Genomic DNA, 12,042 nt, shown 5'->3' on the forward strand with positions numbered 1-12,042 from the left:
CGGGCCGGCCTGCGGGGTCAGCGGGCGGCGGGCCGGGAGAGGCGGGCCCGCCAGTGCGGTGCGTGGTCGCAGGCCACGGCCCGGTCGGCACCGGCCGGCTGCACGGCGGGACGGCCGGTGCAGGCGGCGTCCGCGAACGGGCAGCGGTGCGCGAAGGCGCAGCCGGAGGCCGCCGGCGGCCGGGCCGCCGGGGTGCGCAGCAGCGCGAGGTCGGCACGGTGGGCCCGGTCGAGGCTGGGCGCGGAGGCGGTGAGCAGCGCGGTGTACGGGTGGTGCGGGTCGGTCAGCACGGCCTCCGCCGGTCCGTGCTCGACGAGGCGGCCGCGGTAGAGGACGGCGATGCGGTCGGCGATGCCCGCGAGCGAGTCGAGGTCGTGGGAGATGACGACGACGGCGAGGCCGAGCTCCCGGCGGAGGGTGTCGAGCAGCCGCAGCACGTGGTTGCGGTTGGAGGCGTCCAGGGCGCTGACGGGTTCGTCGGCGATGAGCAGCCGGGGGCGGGTGACGATGGCCCGAGCGAGGGCGACGCGCTGGCGCTGGCCTCCGGAGAGCCGGCCGGGGGTGCGGTCGGCGAGTGCCCGGTCGAGGCCGACCCGGTCCAGTGCCTCCAGCACGCGGGGTTCGCGTTCCTCCCGCGCGACCCGGGCGACGGCGAGGGGTTCGCCGACGAGTCGGCGCACGGTCAGGTCGGGGTCGAGGGAGCGCAGCGGGTCCTGGAACATGTACTGGACGGCGCCGCCGCGCCGCGTCAGGCGCAGGGCACGGCCCCGCAGCGCGGTGCGGTCCTCGCCGTCGACGGTGATGCGGCCCGCGGTGACGGGGGCGAGGCCCACGACGGCCCGGGCGAGGGTGGTCTTGCCGGAGCCGGTCTCGCCGATCACGCCGAGGATCTCGCCGGCCCGGGCGTCGAGGTCGATCCCGTCGAGGACGAGGGGCCCGCCGGGGTGGCGGACGTCGAGGCCGCGGATCCGCAGCAGCGGTGCGCCGGGCGCGACGGCCAGGGGGGCTGCGGCGCGGAGCTCGGTGGTGACGGTCATGCGGGCACCTCCGTACGGTCGGTGGATCGGGCTCCCTGCAGGGCGAGTTCGTCGGCGCGCAGGCAGCGCACGGCGCGGGTGCCGTCGGCGGCACTGTGCACGGCGGTGAGCGGCACCGGGGCCGCGGTGCACGCGTCGGTGGCGTACGTGCAGCGGTCGGCGAAGCGGCATCCGGCGCCCGCGGTGCCGGGCTCGGGCGGGCGGCCGGGGATGACCGCGAGCTCGCGCCGGTGCCGGTCGCCGAGCGAGGCGACCCGCAGCAGCGCCTCGGTGTAGGGGTGGGCCGGGGCGGCGATGACCTCGGCGGTGGGGCCGTCCTCGACGATCTCGCCGGCGTAGAGGACGAGGAGGCGGTCGGTCACCTCGGCGACGACGGCGAGGTCGTGGGTGACGAGCAGCAGGGCGAGGCCCCGGTCGCGGCGCAGCCGGTCGAGGAGGTCGAGGACCTCGGCCTGGACGACGGTGTCGAGGGCGGTGGTGGCCTCGTCGGCGACGAGGAGTTCGGGCTCGCCGGAGACCGCGATCGCGATGAGGACGCGCTGCAGCATGCCGCCGGACAGCTCGTGCGGGAAGCGGTCGTGGACGCTCTCGGGGTCGTGCAGGCCGACCGCGGCGAACAGCGCGACCGCACGGCGGCGGGCCTCGGCCCGGGAGAGGCCGAGCCGCAGCCGCAGCGGCTCGGCGAGCTGCCGGCCGACGGTGAGCGACGGGTTGAGGTAGGAGCCGGGGTCCTGGAAGACGGCGCCGAGCCGGTCGCCGCGGACGCGCTGCCAGCCGCGCTCGCCGAGCGTGGTGAGCTCGGTGCCGCCGAGGGTGATCCGGCCGGCCGAGACCGCGGTGCCGGGCGCCGGGAGGCCCAGCACGGAACGGCAGGTCAGGGTCTTGCCGCTGCCGGACTCCCCGACGAGGCCGACGGCCTCGCCCGCGCGGACGGCGAAGGAGACGTCGCGGACGGCCTCGGTGCGGCCGTGGCCGACGGTGATGTGGAGGCCCTCGACGGCGAGCACGGGCTGGTCAGGCGTGGGCATCGGCCTTCTCCTTCGCTGCTCCGGTGGCGCTGTTGCCGGGAGCGGTGGCGCCGGGAGTGATCGCTGCGGGGTTGTCGGCCGTGGCCGCGGTGCCGGGGTGCCGGACGTCGGCCGGGTCGGCGTCGCGGACGGCGTCGGCGAGCAGGTTGAGCGCGCCGACGGTGAGCATGATCAGTGCGGCGGGCAGGGCGGGCGCCCAGGGCTGCTGGGCGAGGAAGCCCAGGTCGCTGGCGAGCATGCCGCCCCAGGTCGGTGCGGGCGGCTGGACGCCGATGCCGAGGAAGGTCAGCGAGGCGACGGTGAGCAGCGCCGTGGCGAGGGCGTGGGCGGTGGTGACGGCGACGGTCGGCAGCACCTTGCGCCAGATGTGGGTGCGCAGGATGCGGGCCCGGGTGGCGCCCATCAGCTCCGCGGCCTCCACGTACTGGGCGCGGTCGAGGCCGAGTGAGGCGGCCCGGGTGACGCGGAAGAACAGCGGGGCGAGGAGCACTCCGAGGGCCAGCATCGCCTGGTGCAGGCCGTTGCCGAGAATGCCGACGGCGGCGATCGCGAACAGGGTGAACGGCAGTGTCATCAGGGCGTCGACGGCGCGCAGCGACACCCAGGTGAGCGCGGGTGCCAGGCGGACGGAGACGATGCCGGGCACGACGCCCAGGAGCATCGCCGCGCCGACCGCCTCGACCGCGGCGAGCACGGAGAGGCCGGTGCCGGAGAGCAGTCGGCTGAGGACGTCGCGGCCGAGGTAGTCGGTGCCGAGCAGGTGGCCGCCGCCCGGGCCCTGCAGCACGTGCGCGACGTCCTGGGCGAGCGGGTCGAACGGGGCGACCGCCCCGCCGAGGACGGCGAGCAGGGCGATGAGGACGAGCACGGCGAGGGCGACGCGGGCGACGGGCTGCCGGAGGACGGCGCGGGTGGCACTCACGGTCGTACCTCCGTGCGGGCGGCAGGGCGGCGGGCGGCGGGGTTGAGGGCGAACAGGCCGGCGTCGACGGCGAGGTTGGCGGCGAGCACGACGGCGACGGTGACGAGCAGGGTGCCCTGGATGACCGGCACGTCGTGCTGTTCCGCCGCCCGCAGGGAGAGTTGGGCGATGCCGGGCAGGTTGAAGATCCGCTCCGTGACGACGGCCCCGCCGATGAGCATCGGCACGCTCATGCCGAGCACGGTGACGGCCGGTCCGGCCGCGTTGCGCAGCACGTGGCCGAAGAGGACGCGGCGCCGGGAGAGGCCGCGCATGACGGCGCCGGTGGCGTAGTTCTCGCGGAGGGCGCCGACGAGCGAGGTGCGCAGCTGCCGGGCGATGCCGGCTGCGGCGTCCAGGCTGAGGGCCAGCGCCGGCAGCAGGGCGAACTGCAGCCACTGGCCCGGGTCCTGGCCGAACGGCACGTACCCGCCGGAGGGCAGCAGGCCGAGCTGGACGGAGACCAGGGTGATCAGGCCGATGGCGATGACGAAGGCGGGCAGGGTGCCGAGCAGGGTGCAGACGGCGGTGACCGCCCGGTCGGTGCGGCCGCCGTTGCTGAGGGCGGCCGCGATGCCGGCCGCCGAGCCGAGCAGTACGGCGAACACCAGGGCCAGGCCGGCGATGGAGAGGTCGACGGGCAGCGCGGCGGCGATGCTGTCGGAGACCGGCACGGTGGTGAACCAGGAGCGGCCGAGGTCGCCGCCGAGGGCGTGCGTCAGCCAGCTGCCGTACTGCGCGGCGAGCGACCGGTCGAGGCCGAACTCGTGGTCGAGGCGGGCGATGTCGGCGGGGGTGGCGGTCTCGCCGAGGACGGCGGCCGCCGGATTGGCGTCGGAGACCGCGCCGAGGCCGAAGGTGAGCACGGAGGAGAGCAGGAAGACGGTGGCGGTGCCGGCCAGCACCCGGCCGGCCGAACGGGGCGCCCGCGCGGCCCGCCGGGCGAGCCTCCCGGCCGCCGTCCACCGGGCGGCCGGGAGGGAGGCGACCGCGGCGCTCATGACGCGGTCACTCCTTCGAAGCGCTGCACCACGGTGAACTCGGGGATCTTCGAGATGGAGCGGCGGCGGGCGAGCAGCCGGGGCACGCTGTAGAGGAAGACGTTGGGCATGGTGCGCACGGCCAGGGCCGTGGCGGCCTGCAGCACCTTCGGGTAGTCGGGCGAGTCGAGGGGGGTGCGGGAGACCTTCTCGACGGCGGCCTTCAGGTCGGGCGGGGTGGTGCGGCCGGGGTTCATCAGGCCCTGCTCGCCGAAGAGCACCTGGAAGGCCTGGGCGGCGGAGTCGCGGCCGGCGAACTGGTCGGTGAACAGCGCCTTGGAGTGCTGGATGTAGATGATCTGGGTGGCCTGCGCGGCCGGGACGACCTCGATGGTGGCGCGGATGCCGACGGCCTTGAGCTGGGCCTGGATCTGCTCGGGCAGGCCCTGCGCGGCGGAGGTCGTGATGGTGAGGTCGATCCCGTCGGCGTGGCCGGCGCGGGCGAGCAACTCCTTGGCCTTGGCGGGGTCGTACGCGAAGAGGTCCTCCGAGCCGGGGTCGTGTCCGACGTAACCCTTCGGGAAGGGCTGGTAGTTGACCTCGCCGTAGCCGAAGAGCTGGGTCTTGACGAGGGCTTCGCGGTCGATGGCGTACTTGACCGCGGCGACGACGTCGGGGTTGTCGAACGGCGCCTTGGCGGTGTTGACGTCGAGCACGGCGACCACCAGCGACGGGATGACCTGCACCTCCAGGCCGGCGGCCTTGGCGGCGGCGACCTGGCTGCCGGGGATCTGCGCGACGTCGAACTGCCCGGACTGCAGGCCGCCGACGACGGTGGCCGCGTCGGGCAGCGGGTACACCTCGAAGTTCTCGACCTTGATGGCGGCGGCGTCCCAGTAGACGGGGTTGCGGCGCAGCACGGCCTTGGTGTTGAGGGTGTAGGAGGTGAGGGTGAAGGGTCCGGCGCCGGCGGGCTTGGTGGCGATGCCGGCGGCGTCGGCCTCGAAGGCCTTCGGGTTGACGACGAGTCCGGTCTTGCCCGCCAGGAGGTTGGGCAACTGGTAGTCGGGCTGGGTCAGTTGGAGCACGACGGTGGTGGCGTCCGGCGCGGACACCTCCTTCACGTGCACGAGCTGCGGGGCGACCAGCGACTTGGCGGCGGTGCGGCCGCGGTCGAGGCTCTTCTTGACGGCGGCGGCGTCGAGCGGGGTGCCGTCGCTGAAGGTGAGGCCGGCGCGGAGCTTGAAGGTGACCGAGGTGCCGTCGGGGCTGTACGTCCAGCCGGTGGCGAGGGCGGGCACCGCGGTGCCCTTCTCGTCGAGCTTGGTGAGACCGGCGTAGACGAGCGACAGCACGTGGACGTCCCAGCCGGCCGAGGAGAACACCGGGTCCCACGAAGTGGGCAGCGCCCAGCCCCACTTGAGCGTTCCCGAGGTGCCTCCGGCACCGGTGGCGACCGTGCCGGCGCTGCCGCAGGCGGCGAGCGCGAGCGCAGCCCCGGCGCCCAGGCCGAGGCCGAGGAAGGAGCGTCTGGCGAGGTTCGGTGCGGTCTCGGGAAGTCGGTTCATGAGCGTGCGTCACCTTTCGCGGGCACACCGGGGAGGCCCGGGGCAGGCCTCCGCTCCGGGGCACGGGGGCCACGGGCAGGGGTCTGGGCACGGGCGTCGGCGGGCACCGACGGTTCTGGGCCGAGTCTGGGGAGGCGGCGGCCGGCGCAGGCCTGCTCAGAGCAGGGTGCGGTGAACGGCCGGGCCGGGAATTTCGGCCGACGGGGCCCGGCGCTCAGAGGCGCGGCGAGGCGGGTCGGCGGGTGCGGCGGGCAAGGAGGCCGCCGGGGAGAGCAGGGCGCTCAGCGACAGAGGTCGCTGCTGGTGCGCCGGAAGTCCACGTAGCGGCACACCACGTTGGGGTGTGTGGAGAGCATGCGCTCATCCTGGCCAGTGCGGGGCCCGACTGTCAATGGACACCAATTGGTGTCTCATTGGGCGGTACGGCCGCCCCGCACCGCCCCGATCCACCGACTGCGAACGGTCCTTGCTGCTCAGAGGCGTACGGACACGCGACGCCCCGCGGGCCGCGGCACCGCGCGGAGCACCCGCGCCGCACCGGGCACCGGCGCCGCGCGGCCGGTCCCGCACGGAGGCCGGGACCGTACGTGCGGACGGTCGTTCCCCACGGACGGTCGTTCCCCACGGGCGGTCAGCCCCGCACCGGCGACGGGTCACGGCCGGCGAGCAGCAGCGAGCCGGCTGCCTCCCCCGGGTGCAGGTACAGCGGGCCGTTGGCGGTGGGCACCTCGACGGCACCGCTCGGCCGGGCCCCGCCACCCCCGGGCAGGTCCTGCACCGTCAGGCTGCGGTACCGGTCGAGGAGTTCCCCGGCGGACGGCACGGACGGCTCCGGCACGGCGGCGCGCAGCCCCGGACACACCGCCTCGGCCGCCGCCAGGTACGCCGGGAGCGGTCGCCAACCGGGCACCGCCCGGCGGCCCGCGGGACCGTGGAACACCAGCGTCGGCAGCGCGTACCGGTGGCCGTCCTCGGTCTCCTTCGCCGCCCCCGGGTGCGGGCCGTCCGCCCGCAGCCCGACGACCTCGGGCACCGGGCGGCGGGTCTCGGCGCGGTCCCGGGCGATCCGGGCACGCGCGGCGGGGCCGTCGGCGTCGGCGCACAGCCGGTCGAGGTCGAGCCCGGGTACGCCCCGCAGCGCGGCCCGCACCCGGGCCGGCGTGTCGGCGGGCTCGCCGAGCACGAACACCGTCTCGCGCAGCCGACGCAGCACCCGTTCCGCGACCTGCTCCCCCTGGAGTTCGGCGGCGGCCGCGGCGAGCGAGGACGGCACGCTGCTCGCCGCCACCCAGCGCAGCTCCGCGGCGCGCGGGGCGCCGGTGTGGGTGGCGATGCCGTCGAGCCGGGCGGCGTACCAGGCCGTCTCGGCGGCGGGATCGGGAGCCGGGTCGTCCTCGTCCTCGAAGAGGAGGCCGAAGACGCGGCGGTGCCGGGCGCGGCCCGCCAGCGCGCGGCGCAGCCGGCGCAGCACGGGTTCGGAGCCCCACGCCCACGGACAGAGCGGGTCGGTGTACTCGACGACTTCCAGGGCCTCGCCGGCCGCGGCAGGGCCGGCAGGCACGGCGGGAGCCGGAGGCGCGGCGGGCCCAGGCGGCGCGGCGGGCCCGGCGGTCCCCTCGTGCGGCCCGCTCACACCGGCTCCCCCACCCGGGGGCGGCCGGCGGCCGGGCCGGTGGCGTGCACCAGTCCGGCGACCGTGGTGTCGGCGAGAATCGCCCGGGCGTGCTCCTCGACGGTGCGCCAGACGGCGGGCAGCGCGTCGGCGGGGCCCGGGTAGTCGAGGCCGCCGAGCGGCTCGCCCCTGAGGGTGATGACCTCGCCGTCCACGGCCTGCACCACGTCGAGCAGGGTGATCTGGTCGGCGGCACGCCCGAGCCAGTAGCCACCCTCGCAGCCGCGCTGGCTGCGCACCAGCCCGGCCCGGCGCAGGTCGCCGACGACGGACTTCAGGAACCGGAACGGAATGCCCTGGGAGGAGGCGATGGCCTCGCACGTGAGCGGACGCGCTGCGTCGCAGGCGAGTTCCACCAGCGCGCGGGCGGCGTAGTCCGCCTTCGCGGAAATATGCATGTGCACGAGTATCCACTGCGCGGCGCCGTCTTCAAGCCCCTTCCCGGCGTGGCGGGTTGGCACGCCGGCCGAAAGGACACCTCTTGACATCCTTTCGGTCGCCCGCCTAGCGTCCACCGTACGTCGGCCGCCGCGCCCGACCGGCGGCCGCGGCACGCCCACGGCCCCGGGGCGCCCTGCAGCGCGCGCCCGTACGCCCTCCGCCAGCCTCGCCCCCGCACCGGGAGACCGCCATGTCCACAGCCTCCAGCCACCCCGCACCGGCCGCCGGCCCGGCGGGCGCGGCCTGCACCGAGGCCGGCACCGGCTTCCACCCGCACCTGCCCGGCGAGGGCGCCGCGGCGTCCGGCGGGCTGCGCGCCCGGCTGCACCACATCCGCGCGGACGCACTGGACGGCGACACCGCACAGACCGGCGGCATGCGCCGGTTCGCCGCGATCAGCGGCGGCACGGTCGGCTCGGAGAAGCTCTGGATGGGCCAGACCCACGTCGCCCCCTCCACCGCCTCCTCCGACCACCACCACGGCGATTCCGAGACGGCGATCCACGTGGTCAGCGGGCACCCGGAGTTCGTCTTCGTCGACGACTCCTCCGGCGAACCGGTCGAGGTGCGGCTGCGCACCGGCCCGGGCGACTACATCTTCGTGCCGCCCTTCGTGCCGCACCGCGAGGAGAACCCCGACCCCGCCGAGGAGGCCGTGGTGGTGATCGCCCGCAGCACGCAGGAGGCGATCGTGGTCAACCTGCCCGGCCTGTACCCGCCCGCGGCAGGCTGACCCGCCCCCGCCCGTCCCTGGGCCTGCGGACCCGCGAACCCGCAGGTCCGCAGCCCCGCAGGTCCACGGGTCTGCAGGTTCGCAGGTCCGCAGGTCGGCGGCACGGTCAGACGAAGCGCCAGAGGTGGTCGCGGGTGCCGTTGTCGTCCCACTGCACGATCTGGGCGCCCTGCGCGGTGGACGCGCCGGTGACGCCGAGCACCTTGCCGCTGTTGAGGTTCTCGATCCGGAAGTACCCGTCGGCGCCGTAGCGCAGCCGCCACAGGTGGTCGCGGGTGCCGTTGTCGTCCCACTGCAGCACGCGGGCCCCGGCGGCGGTCGACGCCCCTTCGACCCCGAGCACCTTGGCGCTGTTGAGGTTGCGCAGCCTGAACGCGCCGTCGGCGTCGCGCACCGCCTCCCAGAGGTGGTCGGCGGTGCCGTTGTCGCCCCACTGCACGGCGAGGCCGCCGGCCGCCGTCGACATGCCGGAAACGCCCAGCAGCAGTCCGCTGTTGAGGTTCTGGATGCGCCGCTGCCCGTTCGGCACGAACCACCAGTCGTGTCCGGCGGTGCCGTCGTCGGTGTCCTGCACCACCTTGGCGCCGGCCGCCGTCGAGGCACCGAGCACGGCCAGCACCTTGCCGCTGCCGCCGTTGCGGAGGCGGTGCCGTCCGCCGCCCCCGTCGACCGGGGTCCACAGGTGGTCGGCGGTGCCGGTGTCGCCCCACTGGAGGGCGTCGGCGTCGTCGGCGGTGGACATGTCCCTGATGCCGAGCACCTTGCCGCTGTTGCCGTTGCGCAGCTTGAGGGCGGTGCCGGAGACGACGAGCTGCCAGTCGTGGTCGGCGGTGCCGCTGTCGTTCCACTGCAGGGCCTGGCCGCCGTCGGCGGTCGACATGTCCTTGATGCCGAGCACCAGGCCGCTGGTGGCGTTGACGAGTCGGAAGCCCGACGTGCCGGCGCGGCCGTCGGCGTTCCAGTAGACGCTGTAGTTCTGGTGGTGGTTGTCGTAGAACGGCACGAGGTTCACGGTCGCGCCGTCGGCCGTCGCGGTGAACGTCAGCGGCGTGCCGGCCGCCTTGACCGAGCCCGAGGTGAGCACCGGCAGCCGTCCCGCGAGGTTGGTCGTGCCGTACGCACCACTCAGCACCACGGGCCCGTAGGTGAGGGCCTGCACGTACGGGTCGTCGTTGGCCGCGCGCACGCCCAGGCTCATCGGCAGCCGCACGGTGACGGTGTCGCCGGAGGCCCAGGTGCGCGTGACGGCGGCGTAACTGCCGGGTGTGGTGGCGATGTTCTGCACGGTGCCGTTGACGCTGACGGTGGCGCCGGTGGTCCAGCCGGGGATGCGGATCCGCATCGTCCAGCTGCCGGCGGTGCCGGTGACGGTGAGCGTGCTGGTGTCCGACGCGGGGAACGTCGTGGCCTGGGTGACGGTGACGCCGCGGGCCGCCCAGGTGAGCGTGGAGGCGATGAAGAGGTTGACGTGGAGCGAGGAGTCGTCGGAGAAGTAGATCGAGTCCATCAGCTTGGTCTGGGTCTCCAGACCGGTGCCCTGGCAGCAGGTGAAGGTGTCGTAGTCGCGGCTGTAGAACCGCTGCCCGCCCGGCACGGTGGGGGTGAAGTAGCAGACGTGGCCGTGCGCGTCGGCCGGGTCCTGCTGGCCGAGCAGCTGGTTCGTCAGCGCGTTCTCGTAGTAGTCGGCGTACGCCACCCGGCCGGGGTCGAGGGCGAAGAGCTCGCGGGTGAGCTTGAGCATGTTGTACGTGTTGCAGCTCTCGCACGTGTTGTCGGTCAGGAACCGGGCGACGGCGTTCGGCGGCTGGAAGAACTCGCCGACGCTGTTGCCGCCGAAGGCGTACGTGTGGGCGCCGGTGACGATGTCCCAGAAGTTGACGGCGATGTCGCGGTAGCGGGTGGTGCCGGTGGCCTTGTACTCGCGGACGGCGCCGACGATCTTCGGGATCTGGGTGTTGGCGTGCAGGCCGGAGAGTTCGTCGGCGCGGGCGGCCAGCGGGTCGATCACCGCGGCGTGGTCGAAGCGCTGTGCGACGGCGAGCCACCGGGCGTCGCCGGTGTACTGGTACAGGTCCGTGAGCACGGCGTTCATGCCGCCGAACTCGGTGCGCATGGTGGTCTGCATCTGCGCGTAGGTCAGCCGGCCGGTGCGGAAGTCGACCCATCCGGCCAGCCGGAGCAGCACGTCGCGGGCCTGGGTGCTGCCGGTCAGCCGCCACACGTCGAGCAGGCCGGCCAGCGTCTTGTGGATGCAGTAGTACGGCACGCCCTTGCGGGTGCCGGTCTCCACGGTGTCGAAGTCGGACTCCGGAAAGCCCGACAGGTAGCCGGAGTTGAACCCGGCCGCCGCGGCCTGACACTTCGCCAGCTCGGCCACCATGTAGGCGGCCTTGTCACGGAAGGCGGTCTCCCCGGTGACGGCGTACGCCTGTGCGAGCCCGCTGAGGAAGTGGCCCTGGCTGTGCGTGCGGAACTCGAAGGTGGGGGCCTCCCAGCCGTAGCACTGCTCCGCCCCCAGGGTGGAGAGCCGGTGGTTGAGGCGGAAGTTGTAGAGCAGCCGGTCGGCGTTGACGAAGCGCAGGTAGGCGAGGGTGCGGTTCATGTTGTCGCGCCAGCGTCCGGCGCCCAGTTGGACCTGGCCCAGCTCGAACGGCCGGACGACGGCGCCGATGTCGGTGCGGACCTGCGGTAGGACGGTGACGGCGGCCGCAGCCGCAGCCGCGGCGTCGGGTGCTGCGGCGGGTGCAACGGCTGGTGCTGCGGCAGGTGTTGCGGCGGCGGCCGTGAACGGGGTGGCGCCGGCCAGGGCGGTCCCCCCGGCGGCGGCGAGGAAGAGCCTGCGGTTGATCTCGGACATGGTGCCGGGACATCCCTTCGACGGGGGAACCTGGCGACGCGCGGGTGTCGGGGCGGGTGCGCGATCGCGGTCCGGGGATGGTGGAGCCGGTGCCCGCGCGGCGCGCCGCTCGGAGCGGCGCCGGGGTCATCGGCGCTCTGGATTGTTAGCGCTCACAGATTGAGTGTCAAGACATCCGGCAGAGTCGCGGTCCACCCCGACCCGCTTGAGCAGGAGACCGGCAGGCGAGGCGGGCCCAGCGCCCACCCGCCCGCAACGGGACGGGGACTGCCGATCGAGGCCACCCCCGCCCGATCCGCGGACACTCCCAAGCCGCGCTTCTTTCGGGCGCCTTGGCGCGACCAGGGCTTCCGGCGCGACCCGGAAACACGGCCGCGCACGCATATTGACATGTCATTTGTGAGCGCTAACACTCAACTCTGGTACAGACGCCGCCTTCCAGCGCCTCCCCCACCCACCCGTCGACCCCGGATCGAGGCACCATGGCGCACTCCGGGCGACTGCTCTCCGGCATCCTCGGAGCGGCCCTCGCCTTCGGCCCTCGGACGCCTCCGCCGACCGGGCCGCCGACACCACCCGGCCGACCGCGGCCCCCTGGCGCCCTGACGACGCCCCGTACCGCGCCGGGCGGGGCTGCCCCCCCGCCCGGCGCACCCGGGCTGCTCCCGCCCCTCGCCCGGCGCGGCCCGAACTCCCCTGCCGTACCGGCCTTCTGGGCGACCGTCCGGAAGGCCGGTACGCTGCCGTAGGCGGTCCGTGCCGTCG

General features: G+C 74.8%; 9 protein-coding genes. 1 reads left to right on the forward strand and 8 read right to left on the reverse strand.

Features of this window, described 5'->3' with window-relative positions:
- Positions 1 to 17 precede the first annotated feature (17 nt).
- From OG335_RS03195 to OG335_RS03225, 7 genes are all read right to left on the reverse strand, one after another.
- Positions 18 to 1,037, reverse strand: coding sequence for an ABC transporter ATP-binding protein (locus OG335_RS03195; RefSeq protein ID WP_405009427.1), 1,020 nt, complete (start codon positions 1,035 to 1,037; stop codon positions 18 to 20).
- The gene (locus tag OG335_RS03200; RefSeq protein ID WP_405009428.1) at positions 1,034 to 2,065 is read right to left on the reverse strand and encodes an ABC transporter ATP-binding protein; all 1,032 of its coding nucleotides are present in this window, start codon (positions 2,063 to 2,065) and stop codon (positions 1,034 to 1,036) included. The genes OG335_RS03195 and OG335_RS03200 overlap by 4 nt, the downstream gene beginning before the upstream one ends.
- Positions 2,052 to 2,987 carry an ABC transporter permease gene (locus OG335_RS03205; protein ID WP_405009429.1) on the reverse strand — a complete coding sequence of 312 codons (936 nt, stop codon included), beginning with the start codon at positions 2,985 to 2,987 and terminating at the stop codon, positions 2,052 to 2,054. Before OG335_RS03205 ends, OG335_RS03200 begins: the two co-directional genes overlap by 14 nt.
- The gene (locus OG335_RS03210; protein ID WP_405009430.1) at positions 2,984 to 4,027 is read right to left on the reverse strand and encodes an ABC transporter permease; all 1,044 of its coding nucleotides are present in this window, start codon (positions 4,025 to 4,027) and stop codon (positions 2,984 to 2,986) included. The genes OG335_RS03205 and OG335_RS03210 overlap by 4 nt, the downstream gene beginning before the upstream one ends.
- Positions 4,024 to 5,574, reverse strand: coding sequence for an ABC transporter substrate-binding protein (locus tag OG335_RS03215; RefSeq protein ID WP_405009431.1), 1,551 nt, complete (start codon positions 5,572 to 5,574; stop codon positions 4,024 to 4,026). Before OG335_RS03215 ends, OG335_RS03210 begins: the two co-directional genes overlap by 4 nt.
- Before the next feature lie 631 nt (positions 5,575 to 6,205).
- On the reverse strand, positions 6,206 to 7,135 hold the full coding sequence (locus OG335_RS03220; protein WP_405009432.1) for a DsbA family protein: 930 nt from the start codon (positions 7,133 to 7,135) through the stop codon (positions 6,206 to 6,208).
- A 68-nt stretch (positions 7,136 to 7,203) separates the two neighbouring features.
- On the reverse strand, positions 7,204 to 7,644 hold the full coding sequence (locus tag OG335_RS03225; protein ID WP_405009433.1) for an RrF2 family transcriptional regulator: 441 nt from the start codon (positions 7,642 to 7,644) through the stop codon (positions 7,204 to 7,206).
- 233 nt (positions 7,645 to 7,877) lie between these two features.
- Between OG335_RS03225 and OG335_RS03230 the strand changes: the two genes are divergently transcribed.
- A complete protein-coding gene (locus tag OG335_RS03230) occupies positions 7,878 to 8,420 on the forward strand; it encodes a cupin domain-containing protein (RefSeq protein ID WP_405009434.1) in 543 nt (180 codons plus the stop codon).
- A 106-nt stretch (positions 8,421 to 8,526) separates the two neighbouring features.
- Here OG335_RS03230 and OG335_RS03235 read toward each other — a convergent pair whose 3' ends face one another.
- Positions 8,527 to 11,277 (reverse strand): beta-L-arabinofuranosidase domain-containing protein, encoded by a 2,751-nt coding sequence (locus tag OG335_RS03235; protein WP_405009435.1) that lies wholly within the window; start codon positions 11,275 to 11,277, stop codon positions 8,527 to 8,529.
- Positions 11,278 to 12,042: the final 765 nt, after the last annotated feature.

The organism is Kitasatospora sp. NBC_01539 (assembly GCF_045040525.1).
Lineage (GTDB): Bacteria > Actinomycetota > Actinomycetes > Streptomycetales > Streptomycetaceae > Kitasatospora.